Genomic DNA, 15508 nt, shown 5'->3' with positions numbered 1-15508 from the left:
GATCGTCCCGACGACGCCCGTCGCGAGGCGTCTCGGTGATGTCGGGTATACGTCGACGCAGATCCGCCGATCGATGCGGGCCATCCAGCAGCGCCAGCACCGCAACCCCACCCTAGCCGGCGAAAGCACCCCGCACGTTGTGACGGCGGCACGTGGTCAGCCGGTTCGTACCACTCTGCTGTCGCCGCGGAATTCGGCGATGGCGCCGTCCGGGCCGGTGACCGTCACGTCGTAGATTCCGTTGCGGCCGTGGCGATTGCGCATCTGTGCGACGGCGGTGAGGGTGTCGCCGGCGCGGGTGGGGCGCAGGAATCGGATGTCGGCGTGGGCGGCGACCGCGGTCTGCCCGAAGCTGTTGCAGGCCAGGGCGAAGGTGGTGTCCGCGAGTAGGAATACGTAGCCGCCGTGGGTGATTGCGTAGCCGTTGACCATGTGGTCCGTGACGGTCATGGTGGTGGCGGCGTAGCCCGGGCGCATTTCGGTGATCTCGATCCCCAGTGCCCGGGATGCGTTGTCGGCGGCGAACATTCGCCGGGCGTGCTCGCAGGCCGGATCGTCCACCGTCGTCATCGTGCCCTCCGGGCCGCGTTCGCCCGCGTGCCCCTGCAGGGCATCATCGGGTGGTCTCCAGTTCCTGCAGATACATGGTGGCTCCGCCGGTGGCGAAGTTGCGGACATCCTTGCCGGTGGCCCGCATCTCCGGCGAGGCGAGCGCCCGCTGCAGGTCTTCCTCGGTGTCGAAGACGATGTGGGCGACGGCGTAGTACTCGGTGCTCGAGCCGTCCAGGGATCGGCAGCGGCCGTAGGTCGCCGCGGCGACCGCGGGCACCTTCGCCAGCAGGGGGAGATGGATCGAGCGGTAGTGCTCGTCGAATGCGGCGGGATCGTCGGGGTGTCCGTAGCAGGCCGAAATCTGGTATGTCACTGGGCATCTCCTTCGTGCTTGGCGACGAGGGTGAGGACGTCATAGGTGGCCACGGGCTGGTCGTGCTGGTTGGTGACGGTGGCGTCCCAGCGCACCTCGCCGTAGTTCGCGCCCGCGCGCGGGGTGATCTGCTTGGCGGTCAGGGTGACCGTGAGCGCGTCCTCGGCCTTGACGGGAGTCAGGAAGCGCAGGTTGTCGACGCCGAAGTTGGCCAGCACGGGACCGGGCGCGGGGTCGACGAACAGTCCCGCGGCCAGGGAGACGACGAGGTAGCCGTGTGCGACGATGCCGCCGAAGAGCGGATTGGCCGCCGCGGCAACGGGATCGGTGTGCGCGTAGAAGGTGTCGCCGGTGAATTCGGCGAAGTGTTCGATATCGGCCAGGGTGACCGGGCGGGGCCCGTTGACGATGGTGTCGCCCAGGCGCAGTTCGGCCAGGTTCTTGCGGAACGGATGCACCTGGCCCGACACCCGCTCGGCGCCGGTGACCCAGCGGCGGCCGACCGCGGTGAGCACGGCGGGGGTGCCCTGGATCGCGGTGCGCTGCATGTGATGCAGCACGCCCCGGATGCCGCCGAGTTCCTCCCCGCCCCCGGCGCGGCCCGGTCCGCCGTGCACGAGCACCGGCAGCGGCGAGCCGTGCCCGGTGGACTCCTTGGCATCCTCGGTGTCCAGTACCAGGATTCGGCCGTGGTAGGGCGCGAGCCCGAGGACGATCTCGCGGGCCAGGCCGGTGTCGGCGGTGACGATCGATGCGACGAGGCTGCCCTTGCCGCGGGCGGCCAGCTCGATGACGTCGGCGGTGTCGCAGTAGCCGATGATCGTGCTGACGGGGCCGAAGGCCTCGACCTCGTGGGGTTCGATCGCGTCGTGGTCGGTGCAGCGCAACAGGATCGGCGAGATGAACGCGCCGGTGTTCTGGTCGGCGCCGGTGACCGCCACGGCGTCCGGGTCGCCGAAGACGATCTGCGAGGTCTTGGCCAGGGCGCGCACGGACTTGCGGACCTCCTCGCGTTGGTCGAGGCTCGCCAGCGCGCCCATCGTCACGCCGTCGGCGTCGGGTGCGCCGACGACCACCTTGGCGAGCCGCTCGGAGGCGGCCGCGATGACGGCGTCGACGAGCGCCTCGGGGACCAGGGCGCGGCGGATGGCGGTGCACTTCTGACCGGCCTTGACGGTCATCTCGGTCACGAGTTGCTTGACGAACAAGGCGAATTCGGGGCTCTCGGGGGTCACGTCGGCGCCCAGAATCGAGGCGTTGAGCGAGTCGGCCTCGGCGTTGAAGGACACCCCGTTGTGCAGTACCGCGGGGTGGGCGCGCAGCAGGGCGGCGGTGTCGGCGGAGCCGGTGAACGCGACCGAGTCCTGGCCGCCCAGGTGGTCCAGCAGGTCCCCGGTGCCGCCGCACACCAGCTGCAGCGAGCCCTCGGGCAGCAGGCCGGATTCGATGATCCGCCGCACGACGAGCTCGGTGAGATACGCGGTCTGGCTGGCGGGCTTGACGATCGAGGGCACCCCGGCGATGAACGCCGGGGCCAGCTTCTCCAGGAATCCCCACACCGGGAAGTTGAACGCGTTGATCTGCACCGCGACTCCGCGCCGCGAGGTGTAGATGTGCTGTCCGGCAAAGGTTCCCCGCTTGCCCAGCTGCTCGGCCGGGCCGTCCAGGTAGACGGTGTCGTTGGGCAGCTCGCGGCGCGCCTTGCTCGCGTAGCTGAGCAGGGTGCCGATGCCGCCGTCGATGTCGACGGCCGAATCGCGCGACGTCGCGCCGGTCGCGGTGGACAGCGCGTAGAACTCGTCCTTGTGCTCCAGCAGCCGCAGGGCCAGGGCCTTGAGCACCGCGGCCCGCTCGTGGAAGGTCAGCGCGGCCAGCGCCGGACCGCCGACGGCGCGCGCGTGCTCGACCATGCCCGCGACATCCAGGCCGGTGGCGGAGATGCGGGCCACGACGCTGCCGTCCACGGCGCTGTGCAGCGGCGTGCCCTCGTCGGGCGCGGTGTACCAGCGGCCGGCCGCATAGCTGTGCAGCAATGGGGTCATCACATCTCCGATCAACTGAACATTCGGTCGGTAATTACGATCGGTGAGGAGGCCGTCCCCTGTCAAGGGTAGCGGGAATCAGCAGGCGCCGGTCGCGGGGCGCCGCAGGCCGTGGAACACCATCGTCACGATGGTGTCGGCGATTTCGTCCGCGGAGTTGTCGCCGCGGGGGCGATACCACTCGACCAGGGAATTGATCATGCCCCAGACGAGCCGGCTGACCAGGGCGGGATCGAGGTCCTGCGCCAGATCGCCCTCCGCGGCGGCGGCCTCGACCAGGCCCGCGACGAACGCGTCGAACTCCCTGCGGCGGGCCAGCGCCCGCTTCTCGACCGCGGTATTGCCCCGCACTCGCAGCAGCAGCGTGACGTAGGGCAGTTCGGCGACCAGGATTTCCACGCTGCGCCGCACCACGTACTCCAGCCGGTCGATGGAGCGGCCGGTGACCGCGCGCTCCTCGACCGTGGCCGCGAACAGGCCGTTCAGCGCTCGCGACAGCGCCAGCTCCAGCAGCTCCGCCTTGCCCGAAACATGGTGGTAGATCGCGGATTTGGCGATGCCCAGGCGCCCGGCGAGCGTCTCCATGCTGGTGGCGTCGTAGCCCTTGTCGTTGAACACCTTCACGGCCACCGACAGCAGGGAGTCCAGGTCGTATCCGGGCCGGCCGGGACGTCCAGTGCGGTTGACCGCGCGCGCCGTTGTCATGGGTCCATCTTGACCCATCGGCGTGCGATCGATGTGCATTGGGCTTGATACCGACCGAATGTTCGGTTAATAATTCGAAGAGTACGCGGAGCGGGCGATCGGCCCGGACCCATCGTTAGGAGGACCGCGGTGACGTCGAATACCGGCACCATCGGGCTGCACATCGACAGTGGACTGGCCAGGATCACCCTCGCCCGCGCCGAGGCATCGAACGCCCTGGATGTCCCGGCCAAGCAGGCGCTGCTGGCGGCCCTGCGGGACGTGGCCGCGGACGAGGGCGTACGGGCCGTGCTGCTCAGCGCGGCGGGCCGGAACTTCTGCGTCGGCCAGGACCTGGCCGAGCACGTCGAGGGGCTGCGGGCGGACCCCGCGACGGCCATGCGCACCGTGGGCGAGCACTACAACCCGGTGATCGCGGCGCTGAGCGCGCTCACCGTCCCGGTCGTGGTGGCCATTCGCGGCGCCTGTGTAGGTGCGGGACTCGGCCTGGCGCTGGCGGGGGATATCCGGGTCGCCGGCGCCGGAGCGAAGTTCGCCACCGCCTTCACCGGGATCGGCCTGGCCAGCGATTCCGGGCTCAGCCACGCGCTGGTCCAGGCGCTGGGCGTCAGCCGCGCCACCGGGCTGATGCTGCTCGGCGACCGGTTCACCGCCGCGGAGGCGGCGGCGTGGGGTCTGGTCCACCGCGTGGTCGACGACACCGAGGTCGAGACCGCCGCCGAGCAGCTCGCGAGCACCCTGGCCACCGGCCCCACCGCGGCATACCGGCAGGTGAAGCGGCTGGTGCGGGCCGCCGCGCCGGGCCTCGACGAGGCGCTGGAACGCGAACGCCTGGCGCAGGAGGCGCTGGGGGCCACCCGCGATCACGTCGCGGCAGTCGAGGCGTTCCTGTCCAAGACGCGACCGGTCTTCGAAGGCCGGTGAGCAGGATGTCGGCAGTCCCCGCCTGCTCCGAGACCGACCTGGAACACGAGTTCGACGCCACGATCGCCCGCGAGCAGCGCATCGAACCGCGCGACTGGATGCCCGAGGGCTACCGCGCGACGCTGATCCGCCAGATCGCTCAGCACGCCCACTCGGAGATCATCGGCATGCAGCCGGAGGGCAACTGGCTCACCCGCGCGCCGTCGTTGCGGCGCAAGGCCATTCTGATGGCCAAGGTGCAGGACGAGGCCGGGCACGGTCTGTACCTGTATTCGGCGGCGGAGACCCTCGGCGCGGATCGGGCGGAGCTGACCCGGCGGCTGATCGAGGGCACGCAGAAGTACTCCTCGATCTTCAACTACCCGACCCTGAGCTACGCCGATGTCGGCGTGATCGGCTGGCTCGTCGACGGCGCCGCGATCTGCAATCAGGTTCCGTTGTGCCGCAGCAGTTTCGGACCGTACGCGCGGGCCATGATCCGGATCTGCAAGGAGGAGTCGTTCCATCAGCGCCAGGGCTACGAGCTGCTGATGACGATGATGCGCGGCACCGACGAGCAGCGGGCGATGGTGCAGGAGTCGGTGGACCGCTGGTGGTGGCCGTCGCTGATGATGTTCGGCCCACCCGATGCCGACTCGCCCAACACCGCGCGATCCATGGCCTGGCGCGTCAAGCGCAACACCAATGACGAACTGCGCCAGCGATTCGTCGACATGACCGTCCCGCAGGCGCAGGCGCTGGGCGTCACACTGCCCGACCCGGACCTGGCCTGGAACGCCGAACGCGAGGCCTACGACTTCGGTGCGCCGGACTGGGCCGAATTCGGGGCCGTGCTGAAGGGCAACGGTCCCTGCAACGTGGAACGAATCACCAACCGCCGCACCGCCCATGAGGAGGGCGCCTGGGTGCGGGAGGCTGCCGTGGCCTTCGCGGCGCGGGAGCGAAAGGAACCCACACAATGACCGAGCACCCCGTCGAGGCGCGGTGGCCGCTGTACGAGGTGTTCGTGCGCGGCAAGCGCGGCCTGAACCACGTGCACGTGGGTTCGCTGCACGCCACGGACGACGAGATGGCGCTGCGGCACGCCCGCGACGTCTACACCCGCCGCAACGAGGGCGTGAGCATCTGGGTGGTGCCGTCGAATTCGATCGTGGCCACCAGCCCGTCGGAGAAGGATCCGTACTTCGCGCCCAGCGGCGACAAGGTCTACCGGCACCCGACCTTCTACGACATTCCCGACCACGTCCCCCACATGTGAAGGGCGCCAGCATGATCGACCACGACAACGCCTACGGCGGCCTCGTCGACGCTGACGAGCACGGCCGCTGGGCGTTCGGGACCGACTTCGAGGACCCCCTGGCCGGTGTGGACACCACCGTCCCCGCCGATGCCGACCCGGCGGCCCTGGCACGGTACTGCCTGATGCTCGGCGACGACGCCCTGATCGCGGCGCAGCGATTCGCCCAGTGGGCCGCGCGCGCACCGGAATTGGAGCAGGAGGTGGCCCTGCTGAACATCGGGCTCGACCTGCTCGGTCAGGCCCGCCTGCTGCTGGCCCGCGCGGCCGCCGCCGACCCCGGATGCGTCCCGGCACTTCCCGCGTCCTCGCCCGTGCCCGCCGAGGACGCGCTGGCCTTCTTCCGTGACGAGCGCGAATTCCGGTGCGTGCGGGTGGTGGAGATCGGCAACGGCGATTTTGCCCGCACCATCGTCCGGTCGCTGATCTTCTCGACATGGCGGCTGGCCGTCCTGGAGCGCCTGCGTGATTCGCGCGATCCGGTGCTCGCCGCGGTCGCGGACAAGGGCGCGAAGGAGCTCACGTATCACCGTGACCACGCGGCCCGATGGACGGTGACCCTCGGTTGCGGGACAACCGAATCGCGGCGACGCATGCGCGAGGCGCTCGAATTCGTCTGGCCCTACGTGTCCGAGTTGTTCGTCCCGGCCGCCGCCGAGCGGACCCTCGCCGCGGCCGGCATCGCGGTCGATCCGAGCGCGGTCCGCACCGAATTCGACGATGTCCTGCGGCAGGTCCTGCACGCGGCCGAACTCGATGCCCCCGAAGGCGCGGCCGCCGGGACCCTGGCCGGCCGGGCGGGCCGGGACGGGGTGCACACCGAGGCGCTGGGCCTGCTGCTGGCCGAGATGCAATGTGTGGCACGGGCGCATCCCGAGGGGAGGTGGTGAGCATGGCCGCCGCGGCCAGGGCCCGCGAGCTGGTCGAGTCGGTCCTCGATCCGGAGATGCCGATGCTGACCCTCGCCGATCTGGGGATCGTGCGCGGCGTCGAGATCGCTGGCGGGGGAGCGGTTCTCGTGACGATCACGCCCACGTATTCGGGCTGCCCGGCGATCGCCGCGATGCGTGCGGACATCGCCGCGGCGCTGCGCCGCAACGGTTTCGGCGACGTCCGCGTCGACACGGCGCTGTCTCCGGCCTGGAGCAGCGACTGGATCACCGCCGACGGGCGGCGCAAACTCCGCGAGTACGGCTACTCCGCGCCGGGACCCGCGCCGCGCCGCGGTTCGGGCCCCGTGCCGCTGACCCTGACCTCCCTGCCGCGAGAGCTGGTCTGCCCGCAGTGCGGCGCCCGGGACACCCACCTGGTCTCCGAATTCGGGTCCACCCTGTGCAAGGCCCACTATCGCTGCCGGGCCTGCGGGGAGCCCTTCGATCACATCAAGGAAATCTGAGATGACCGCACCAGCCCGCATCACGCCGTCCCCGGGCCCGGCCCGCGACCGGCGGTTCCACTCGTTGTGCGTTGCCGATGTGGAACGGCTGTGCGACGACGCGGTGGCGGTCACCTTCGACATTCCCCCGAAACTGGCCCGGGAGTTCAGCTTTCGCGCAGGGCAGTCGCTGACCCTGCGCCGCACCGTGGACGGCGTCGAACACCGCCGCTCGTATTCGATCTGCGCGCCGGTCGGTGCGGCGCCGCGGGTCGGGGTCCGGGAGGTGCCGGGCGGATTGTTCTCGACCTGGCTGGTGCGCGAGGTCGCGGCCGGCGACCGCATCGATGTGCAGCCGCCCGGTGGCGCCTTCGCCGCCGATCCCGCCGCGGGCGGGCGCCACCTGCTGATCGCCGCCGGATCGGGCATCACCCCCATGCTATCGATCGCAAGCTCGATGCTGGAGAATCCGGACACCGAAGTCACTCTCCTGTACGGCAATCGGCGCGTGCGCTCGGTCATGTTCGCCGAGGAGATCGCCGACCTCAAGGATCGTCACCACGCCCGGTTCGAGGTCGTGCACGTGCTGTCGCGCGAGCCGCGGGATGTCGAATTGTTCAGCGGCCGACTGGATGCCGACCGGCTGCGCGCCATCGTGAACGCCGTCGTGCCGATCGCCGATATCGACCACGTGTGGCTGTGCGGGCCGCACGGGATGGTCACCGACGCCCGGGATGTGCTGGCCGAGTTCGAGATCGGCCGCGATCGCGTGCACAGCGAACTGTTCTACGTCGAGGACGCGCCGCCCCCGCAGCACGAACACCGCGAGACCGGCGCCGCGGGCCCCGTCAGCACGGTGACGCTCGTGCTGGACGGCCGCAGCACCACCGGGCAGCTGCCCCGCGACGCTACCATCCTGGACGCGGCCGAGCGGATCCGCTCCGATCTGCCCTTCGCCTGCAAGGGCGGGGTCTGCGGCACCTGCCGCGCCCGGGTCACCGCGGGCGAGGTGGACCTGCGCCGTAACTACGCCCTCGAGGACGACGAGGTGGCGGCCGGATTCGTCCTGACCTGCCAGACCTATCCCGTCGGCGAGTCGATCACCGTCGACTTCGATGCCTGACCCCGGAGCCATATCATGACCAGCACCCTTGCTTCCTCGTCCGAATCGGGCATCGAATTCGCCTCTCGCGACCGCATTTCGACGCTGCAGCTCGAACGATTGCGATGGTCGCTGCGCCACGCCTACGACAATGTCCCGCACTATCGCGCGGCGTTCGACGCCGCAGGCGTGCATCCCACCGACCTGAGGGACCTGCCGGATCTGGCGAAGTTCCCCTTCACCACCAAGGCCGACCTGCGCGCGAACTATCCGTTCGGCATGTTCGCCGTTCCCCGCCACCAGGTTTCGCGCGTCCACGCCTCCTCGGGCACGACCGGGCAGCCGACCGTGGTCGGCTACACCGCGAACGACCTGAGCAACTGGGCGGACCTGATCGCCCGCAGCCTGCGCGCGGGCGGCGTACGGCCGTCGGACACCGTGCACATCGCCTACGGCTACGGCCTGTTCACCGGCGGCCTGGGCGCCCACTACGGGGCGGAACGACTGGGCTGCACCGTGATTCCGATGTCCGGCGGCATGACCGAACGCCAGGTTCGGCTCATCGAGGACTTCCGGCCCGACGCCATCATGGTGACACCGTCCTACATGCTCACCATCCTCGACGCGATGACCGCGCAGGGCATCGACCCGCGCGCCACCTCGCTGCGCGTCGGGGTGTTCGGGGCCGAGCCGTGGACCGAGCAGATGCGCACCGAGCTCGAAAACCGGCTGAATATCGACGCCGTGGACATCTACGGCCTGTCCGAGGTCATCGGTCCCGGAGTGGCGATGGAATGCGCGGAAACCAAAGACGGCCTGCACGTCTGGGAGGACCACTTCTATCCCGAGATCATCGATCCGGCCACCGGCGAGGTGCTGCCCGACGGCGCGGACGGCGAGCTGGTCTTCACCTCGCTGACCAAGGAGGCGATGCCGGTGATCCGTTATCGCACCAGGGATCTGACCGGACTGCTGCCCGGCACCGCGCGCACCATGCGCCGGATGAAGAAGATCACCGGCCGTAGCGACGACATGATCATCCTGCGCGGGGTCAACCTCTTTCCCACCCAGATCGAGGAGATCATCCTGACCGTCCCCGCCCTGGCCCCGCAGTTCGAATGCGTCCTACACCGCCGCGAGCGCATGGACGCGCTGACGGTCAGAGTCGAGGCGGCCCAGGGCGCCCACCCGGACCAACGCGCCGCCGCCGCAACCGATCTGGCCCGGCAGATCAAGGCCCGCATCGGCGTCACTGTCGAGATCGACCTGGTCGAACCCGGTGCGCTGGAAAGGTCGACGGGAAAGGCGCGCCGCCTGATCGACCACCGCGGCGCCTGAAGAGCCCGCTCGCCCATTCGCTCAATGCCGGGAGCTGTGGGACACCCATAATTCTTCCCGCCAATCGAATACATTTCCGGAGCCCGCGTCCGGGCCTTCCGGCGCGCCGTTCGAATGGTGCGACGCCGTGCGCTCGGTCGGTCTTTCGTGTGCTCCGGCAACCGCCCGGTTCGCTCGATGCGGGCGGTATTACTTGTGCGTATTTGCTATTGATCTCCGGCGCGAATCACGGGCAGCGGGATATTCGAGGCGGAGGGAGTCCGCCGTCGTTGCCGGTGACACGGTGTCTCGGACGAGCCCGGCGAATGTGGTCGCCGCACTGTTCACACCCACGCCGGGCCGGGCCCGTTGTCCTCCTCGTAGATCAGCCAGGTCTTCGTCGACCGCACGCCCTCCAGTGTGTGCAGCGTGTCGAGCACCAGGTCTCGCAGGATGTGGTTGTTCGGGGCGCGCACCAGCACCAGAACGTCGAAATCGCCGCCCAGCAGCGAGAAATGCTCGACGAAGGGCAGCGTGCGCAGCCGCGCCGAGATGCGCTTCCAGGCGCCCTGATCGATCGACAGCCCGACGTAGGCCGACGCGCCCAGCCCCGCCCGCTCGTGCGCGATCCGGATGGTGAAGCCGCCCAGGATCCCCTCGTGCTGTAGCCGGTCCAGCCTCGTATAGGCGTGTGCCCGCGATATATGCACGCGCTCGGCCAGCTCTCGAACCGAAATCCGACCGTCGCTCACCAACTCGTGGATGATGCGCCGATCGATGACGTCGAGGTCATGACCGGCTTCCGGTTCGTGTGCCATGTGACCGTCCAGGGGGTACCGATGTGACCATTCGTGGTCATTATGTTCAGACGAGAGTGATTGTATGGCAAATCGTCTGCTCCTTCAATCAATCGCTTGGCACATCGCCGCCGCAGTCGCGAACATCTATACAAATTGATGTGGAGGTAGAGGTGACGGTCGTCGATCCGCCGAATATCCGGCGATATGAGCGGTTGCTGCCCGGCGAGCGTCCGGTGCGATTTCTGGAACCGGACGGCAAGCCAAGCGAGAGTTGCGATGGCGCGGACCGATATTCGCTGCCGGACAGTGACCGGCTCGTCGACATGTATCGCGGGATGGTGCTGGGCAGAAGGTTCGATCGGCAGGCGACCGCGCTGACCAAGCAGGGCCGGTTGGCGGTGTATCCGTCCTCCCGCGGTCAGGAGGCGTGTCAGATCGCGGCGGCGCAATGCCTGCGGTCGTCGGACTGGTTGTTCCCGACGTATCGCGATGCCGTCGCGCTCACCGCTCGTGGTGTCGATCCGGTGGAGGTGCTGACGTTGCTGGCCGGCGACTGGCACTGCGGATACGATCCGGTCGCCACCCGGTGTGCGCCGCAGTGCACGCCGCTGGCCACCCAGCTGCTGCACGCGGCGGGCCTGGCTTACGGGGAGGCGCGGCAGGGCCGGGACACCGTCGCGCTGGCGCTGTGTGGTGACGGCGCCACCAGCGAGGGCGATTTCCACGAGGCGCTGAATTTCGCGGCGGTCTTCGGCGCTCCGGTGGTGTTTCTGGTGCAGAACAACGGTTTTGCCATCAGCGTTCCGCTCGCCCGGCAGTCGGTCGCGCCGTCGCTGGCGCACAAGGGGATCGGATACGGCATCGCCGGCGAGCAGGTCGACGGCAATGATCCGATTGCGATGCTGGCGGTGCTGGACGAGGCGGTCCGGTACGCGCGCGCGGGCCGCGGGCCGTATCTGATCGAGGCCCACACCTATCGGATCGACGCGCACACCAACGCCGATGACGCGTCGCGGTACCGCGCCGAGGACGAGGTGCGGGAGTGGCTGGCCCGGGATCCGTTGTCGAGGTTGGAAACCTACCTGCGCGATCTCGGTGCGATCGATGACGACTTCGTCAGCGCGGTGGCCGCCACGGCGGAGGAAGAGGCCGCCACGTTGCGGCGGCGGATGAACGTGGACCGGCCCGCCGACCCCGACGAGCTGTTCCGGCACGTATTCGCCGAACCGACTCCACAACTGCGCGAGCAGCTCACCCAGATGCGGGCCGAACAGGCCGCGCAAACCCCGGAGGACTGACCGATGCCCCAGATCAGCATGGCTCAGGCGCTGAACGCCGCGCTGCGGGATGCGCTGGCCGCCGACGACCGCGTGGTCGTCTTCGGCGAGGACGTCGGCGCCCTGGGCGGCGTCTTCCGCGTCACGGACGGACTGACCCGGGAATTCGGCGAGAATCGGTGCTACGACACACCGTTGGCCGAGTCCGGCATCGTCGGATTCGCCCTGGGCATGGCGATGTCCGGGTTCCGGCCGGTGGTGGAGATGCAGTTCGACGCCTTCGCCTATCCGGCGTTCGAACAGGTCGTCTCGCACGTCGCCAAGATCCGCAACCGGACCCGCGGGACGTTGTCTGCGCCGATGGTGATCCGCGTCCCGTTCGCTGGCGGCATCGGAGGCGTTGAGCACCACTGTGATTCGAGCGAGGGCTACTACGCCCACACTCCAGGACTGAAGGTGGTGACTCCGGCCACCGTCGGCGACGCCTACACCCTGCTGCGGCACGCGATCGACGATCCGGACCCGGTGATCTTCCTGGAGCCCAAGCGCCTGTACTTCTCCCGAGCGGAGGTCGACCTGTCGACGGGACGGCCTCTCGGCGAGGCCGCGGTGCGGCGCACCGGTAGTGACGTGACGGTCGTCGCCTACGGCCCCTCGGTCGCGGTCGCGCTGGAGGCGGCCGAGGCCGCCGCGGGGGAGGGGCATGAGGTCGAGGTGATCGACCTGCGGTCGATCGTGCCGTTCGACGACGCGACGGTCGCGGCGTCGGTGCGAAAGACGGGCCGCTGCCTGGTGGTTCAGGAGGCGCAGGGTTTCGCGGGGGTCGGGGCCGAGATCGCCGCCCGCGTGCAGGAGCGCTGCTTCCATTCGCTACACGCGCCGGTGTTGCGGGTCAGCGGCTTCGACGTTCCCTACCCGGCGCCGAAGCTGGAACATCTGCATCTGCCCGATGTCGACCGCATCCTGGACGCGATCGATCGCCTGCAGTGGCGGGGCGACATCGATACCCGGTGGGCGGTGAGCGCATGAGCGGCCGCATATTCCGGCTTCCCGACCTCGGCGAGGGACTCCAGGAGGCCGAGATCCTGGAGTGGAAGGTGAAAGTCGGCGACATCGTCGCGGTCGATCAGGCGATCGTCGAGGTCGAGACCGCCAAGGCCGCGGTGGAGGTGCCCTCCCCGATCGGTGGTGTCGTCGTCGAATTGCACGGAGCGCCAGGGGAAATCCGGCAGGTGGGCACGCCGCTGATCACCGTCGAGGACACGACCGCGGGCCTGGACGGAGGGGACGACGTGACGCACGAACGGCATCGCGTCGAGGAGCAGGCCGGGTCGGGAAACGTGCTCATCGGATATGGGACCGGCCACAGTCCTCGACGCCGCCGGCGCGTGACACCGGCCGTAGCGGGGGGTGGATCCGGCGCACCGTCCGCTTCGTCGCCCACATCGCTGCCCGCACCGACACCGACCCGGATCGCATCGAATGACACTGCGCCACGGGTTGTTTCACCCATCGTGCGCAATCTGGCCAGGTGCAACGGGATCGAGATCGCCCGCCTGCACGGTTCCGGCCCGGGCGGGGTGATCACTCGCGCCGACATCGATGCGGCCATCTCACAACGAGATACCGTGCCGCCGCGACCGAGCGACGACCACCGCGAGGACGCCCGGATTCCGTTGCGGGGGCTGCGCAAGACGGTCGCCGACAAACTCACGGCCAGCCGCCGCGAAATCCCGGACGCCACCACCTGGGTGGACGTGGACGCCACCGAATTCTTCACCGCCCGCCGCGCGATCAACGCGGCGCTTCCCGCCGACGAGCAGGTGAGCGTGTTCGCGCTCCTCGCGCGGCTGGCCCTGGCCGCCCTCGCGCAATTCCCCGAGCTGAACGCGACCGTGGACCTCGGGCGCGAAGAGATCGTCCGCTTCGGGCACGTCCACCTGGGCATCGCGGCGCAAACCCCCAGGGGCCTGGTGGTGCCGGTGATCGAGTACGCCGACCGCCTCTCCACGGCCGAACTCGCGCGGCAGCTCGCCGAGACGACCACGCTGGCGCGCGAGGGCAAACTACCTCCCGCCCGGCTGAGCGGAAGTACGTTCACCCTCAACAACTACGGCGTCTTCGGGGTGGACGGGTCGACACCGATCATCAACTACCCCGAGGCCGCGATCCTGGGCGTTGGACGTTTCATCGACAAACCCTGGGTCGTGGACGGGCAGCTCACGATCCGCACGGTCGGCCAGGTGTCGCTCAGTTTCGATCACCGGGTGTGCGACGGCGGCAGTGCCGGCGGATTCCTGCGCCTGTTCGCGGACTATCTCGAGCACCCGATCGCTGCGCTGGGGAGGCTGTGATGCCGGGCTCGCACAGCGACGTGCTGATTCTGGGCGGCGGACCCGGCGGGTACGCGTGCGCGCTGCGCGCGGCGCAACTGGGTCTGTCGGTCACGATCGTGGAGGCCGAGAAGCTCGGCGGCACCTGCCTGCACCGGGGCTGCGTGCCGGCCAAGGCGATCCTGCACACCGCGGAGATAGTCGAAAATGTCCGCGCCGGTGCGGCATTCGGTGTTCTCTCACAGTTCTCCGGCGTCGATGTCGCCGCATTGCACGAGTACAAGAACTCCGTGATCGACCGCCTGTACACGGGGCTGACCGGCCTGGTCGGCGGCCACGGCATCGAGGTCGTCTCCGGACACGGACGTCTGGTCGACGCGCACACTATCGAAGTCGCCGGTACTCATCTGACAGGCACAGCGGTGGTGCTGGCAACCGGATCCCGCGCGCGATCGATCCCGGGAATTCCCTTGGGGTCCAGAGTCATTACCAGCGACGAAGCATTGAACCTCGACTTCGTACCCGGCACGGCCGTTGTCCTCGGCGGCGGCGTCATCGGCATCGAATTCGCCAGCGCCTGGGCCTCGATGGGCGCTCAGGTAACTGTGGTCGAGGCACTCCCACGCATCCTGGCCACGGAAGACCCCTGGTGCTCCGAACAACTCACGCGGGCTTTCCGCCGCCGCGGGATCACCATACTGACCGCCGCCGAACTCGCCGAGGCCAAACCCGCCGATACCGGTGTGACGGTGGACCTCGCCGACGGCCGGAGCATCGCCGCCGATCTGCTGCTGGTGGCCGTCGGCCGCGCCCCGCGCACCGACGGAATCGGACTGGAAGACAACGGCATCGAGCTCGATCGCGGCTTCGTCGTCACCGATCCGCACCAGCGGACATCGGTCGACGGCGTATACGCGGTCGGGGATATCGTGCCCGGACCGCAGCTGGCGCACCGGGGTTTTCAGCACGGCATCGTCACCGCCGAAACAATCGCGGGCCTGACTCCCACCCCCACGGCCGATCACCTCGTCCCCCGGGTGACATATTCGCATCCGGAGGTCGCTTCGGTGGGCCTGACCGAGGCCGCCGCACACGAACGGTACGGTGCCGCAACAACAGTCACCTACGACCTGGCCGGCAACGCCAAGAGTCAGATCCTGAGGACCACCGGCGGAATCAAGGTGGTCCGCGCCGGCGGCCCGGATCAGGACGGTCCGGTCGTGGGGGTACACATGGTCGGCGACCGCGTCGGCGAACTCATCGGCGAGGCCCAGCTCACCGTCGGCTGGGAAGCGCTGGCATCCGACGTCGCTCCGTTCTTGCACGCCCACCCCAGCCAGCACGAGGCGTTGGGCGAGGCAATGCTCGCGCTGGCCGGCACACCGCTGCACACCCATTGATGACTCCCGGT

General features: G+C 69.2%; 16 protein-coding genes. 11 read left to right on the top strand and 5 right to left on the bottom strand.

Annotation, left to right across the window (positions count from 1 at the left end; all coding sequences use genetic code 11):
- Positions 1-156: 156 nt before the first annotated feature.
- The 4 genes from paaI to ABH933_RS23620 form a co-directional block, all read right to left on the bottom strand.
- Positions 157-570 (bottom strand): hydroxyphenylacetyl-CoA thioesterase PaaI, encoded by a 414-nt coding sequence (paaI, locus tag ABH933_RS23635; RefSeq protein ID WP_429419649.1) that lies wholly within the window; start codon positions 568-570, stop codon positions 157-159.
- Between the two features lie 43 nt (positions 571-613).
- Positions 614-925 carry an EthD family reductase gene (locus ABH933_RS23630; RefSeq protein WP_429419651.1) on the bottom strand — a complete coding sequence of 104 codons (312 nt, stop codon included), beginning with the start codon at positions 923-925 and terminating at the stop codon, positions 614-616.
- A complete protein-coding gene (gene paaZ, locus ABH933_RS23625) occupies positions 922-2967 on the bottom strand; it encodes a phenylacetic acid degradation bifunctional protein PaaZ (RefSeq protein ID WP_429419653.1) in 2046 nt (681 codons plus the stop codon). The genes ABH933_RS23630 and paaZ overlap by 4 nt, the downstream gene beginning before the upstream one ends.
- Positions 2968-3045: 78 nt before the next feature.
- A complete protein-coding gene (locus ABH933_RS23620; RefSeq protein ID WP_429419656.1) occupies positions 3046-3672 on the bottom strand; it encodes a TetR/AcrR family transcriptional regulator in 627 nt (208 codons plus the stop codon).
- Between the two features lie 129 nt (positions 3673-3801).
- Between ABH933_RS23620 and ABH933_RS23615 the strand changes: the two genes are divergently transcribed.
- Genes ABH933_RS23615 through paaK form a run of 7 tightly spaced genes read left to right on the top strand, consistent with a single transcriptional unit; the run spans position 3802 to position 9708 of the window.
- Positions 3802-4596 carry an enoyl-CoA hydratase/isomerase family protein gene (locus ABH933_RS23615; RefSeq protein ID WP_429419657.1) on the top strand — a complete coding sequence of 265 codons (795 nt, stop codon included), beginning with the start codon at positions 3802-3804 and terminating at the stop codon, positions 4594-4596.
- Positions 4597-4601: 5 nt separating this feature from the next.
- The gene (gene paaA, locus ABH933_RS23610) at positions 4602-5558 is read left to right on the top strand and encodes a 1,2-phenylacetyl-CoA epoxidase subunit PaaA (RefSeq protein ID WP_429419659.1); all 957 of its coding nucleotides are present in this window, start codon (positions 4602-4604) and stop codon (positions 5556-5558) included.
- A complete protein-coding gene (gene paaB / locus ABH933_RS23605) occupies positions 5555-5854 on the top strand; it encodes a 1,2-phenylacetyl-CoA epoxidase subunit PaaB (RefSeq protein ID WP_429419661.1) in 300 nt (99 codons plus the stop codon). The genes paaA and paaB overlap by 4 nt, the downstream gene beginning before the upstream one ends.
- An 11-nt stretch (positions 5855-5865) precedes the next feature.
- Positions 5866-6783 (top strand): 1,2-phenylacetyl-CoA epoxidase subunit PaaC, encoded by a 918-nt coding sequence (paaC, locus tag ABH933_RS23600; protein WP_429419663.1) that lies wholly within the window; start codon positions 5866-5868, stop codon positions 6781-6783.
- The gene (paaD, locus tag ABH933_RS23595) at positions 6780-7289 is read left to right on the top strand and encodes a 1,2-phenylacetyl-CoA epoxidase subunit PaaD (RefSeq protein ID WP_429419665.1); all 510 of its coding nucleotides are present in this window, start codon (positions 6780-6782) and stop codon (positions 7287-7289) included. The genes paaC and paaD overlap by 4 nt, the downstream gene beginning before the upstream one ends.
- 1 nt (position 7290) lies before the next feature.
- Entirely contained in the window at positions 7291-8391 is a 1101-nt protein-coding gene (gene paaE, locus ABH933_RS23590; RefSeq protein ID WP_429419667.1) for a 1,2-phenylacetyl-CoA epoxidase subunit PaaE, read from the top strand.
- 15 nt (positions 8392-8406) lie between these two features.
- On the top strand, positions 8407-9708 hold the full coding sequence (paaK, locus tag ABH933_RS23585) for a phenylacetate--CoA ligase PaaK (RefSeq protein ID WP_429419669.1): 1302 nt from the start codon (positions 8407-8409) through the stop codon (positions 9706-9708).
- Between the two features lie 323 nt (positions 9709-10031).
- Here the strand turns inward: paaK and ABH933_RS23580 are convergent, their stop codons facing one another.
- Positions 10032-10505, bottom strand: coding sequence for an Lrp/AsnC family transcriptional regulator (locus ABH933_RS23580; protein ID WP_429419672.1), 474 nt, complete (start codon positions 10503-10505; stop codon positions 10032-10034).
- Between the two features lie 152 nt (positions 10506-10657).
- On the opposite strand from ABH933_RS23580, the gene pdhA reads away from it, so the two are divergent.
- From pdhA to lpdA, 4 genes are read left to right on the top strand one after another with little or no spacing between them, the layout of a single operon-like run.
- On the top strand, positions 10658-11785 hold the full coding sequence (pdhA, locus tag ABH933_RS23575) for a pyruvate dehydrogenase (acetyl-transferring) E1 component subunit alpha (protein ID WP_429420187.1): 1128 nt from the start codon (positions 10658-10660) through the stop codon (positions 11783-11785).
- Positions 11786-11788: 3 nt separating this feature from the next.
- Positions 11789-12793: an alpha-ketoacid dehydrogenase subunit beta gene (locus ABH933_RS23570; protein ID WP_429419675.1), complete on the top strand. Its 1005-nt coding sequence runs from the start codon at positions 11789-11791 to the stop codon at positions 12791-12793.
- Positions 12790-14118 (top strand): dihydrolipoamide acetyltransferase family protein, encoded by a 1329-nt coding sequence (locus ABH933_RS23565; protein WP_429419677.1) that lies wholly within the window; start codon positions 12790-12792, stop codon positions 14116-14118. Before ABH933_RS23570 ends, ABH933_RS23565 begins: the two co-directional genes overlap by 4 nt.
- Entirely contained in the window at positions 14118-15497 is a 1380-nt protein-coding gene (gene lpdA, locus ABH933_RS23560; protein ID WP_429419678.1) for a dihydrolipoyl dehydrogenase, read from the top strand. The genes ABH933_RS23565 and lpdA overlap by 1 nt, the downstream gene beginning before the upstream one ends.
- Positions 15498-15508: the final 11 nt, after the last annotated feature.

The sequence above is a fragment of the Nocardia sp. GP40 genome (assembly GCF_050434125.1).
GTDB classification, from domain to species: Bacteria; Actinomycetota; Actinomycetes; order Mycobacteriales; family Mycobacteriaceae; genus Nocardia; species Nocardia albiluteola.
Note: the sequence above shows the minus strand (reverse complement) of the source record. Positions and strands in the feature narration are given on the sequence as shown.

What these genes read in the sequence shown, in the direction of transcription:
- paaB (WP_429419661.1), top strand. Translation starts at nt 5,555, where the DNA reads ATGACCGAGCACCCCGTCGAGGCGCGGTGGCCGCTGTACGAGGTGTTC.
- ABH933_RS23570 (WP_429419675.1), top strand. Translation starts at nt 11,789, where the DNA reads ATGCCCCAGATCAGCATGGCTCAGGCGCTGAACGCCGCGCTGCGGGAT.
- paaA (WP_429419659.1), top strand. Translation starts at nt 4,602, where the DNA reads ATGTCGGCAGTCCCCGCCTGCTCCGAGACCGACCTGGAACACGAGTTC.
- paaC (WP_429419663.1), top strand. Translation starts at nt 5,866, where the DNA reads ATGATCGACCACGACAACGCCTACGGCGGCCTCGTCGACGCTGACGAG.
- ABH933_RS23580 (WP_429419672.1), bottom strand. Translation starts at nt 10,505, where the DNA reads ATGGCACACGAACCGGAAGCCGGTCATGACCTCGACGTCATCGATCGG.
- lpdA (WP_429419678.1), top strand. Translation starts at nt 14,118, where the DNA reads ATGCCGGGCTCGCACAGCGACGTGCTGATTCTGGGCGGCGGACCCGGC.
- paaI (WP_429419649.1), bottom strand. Translation starts at nt 570, where the DNA reads ATGACGACGGTGGACGATCCGGCCTGCGAGCACGCCCGGCGAATGTTC.
- paaZ (WP_429419653.1), bottom strand. Translation starts at nt 2,967, where the DNA reads ATGACCCCATTGCTGCACAGCTATGCGGCCGGCCGCTGGTACACCGCG.
- ABH933_RS23620 (WP_429419656.1), bottom strand. Translation starts at nt 3,672, where the DNA reads ATGACAACGGCGCGCGCGGTCAACCGCACTGGACGTCCCGGCCGGCCC.
- paaK (WP_429419669.1), top strand. Translation starts at nt 8,407, where the DNA reads ATGACCAGCACCCTTGCTTCCTCGTCCGAATCGGGCATCGAATTCGCC.
- ABH933_RS23565 (WP_429419677.1), top strand. Translation starts at nt 12,790, where the DNA reads ATGAGCGGCCGCATATTCCGGCTTCCCGACCTCGGCGAGGGACTCCAG.
- paaE (WP_429419667.1), top strand. Translation starts at nt 7,291, where the DNA reads ATGACCGCACCAGCCCGCATCACGCCGTCCCCGGGCCCGGCCCGCGAC.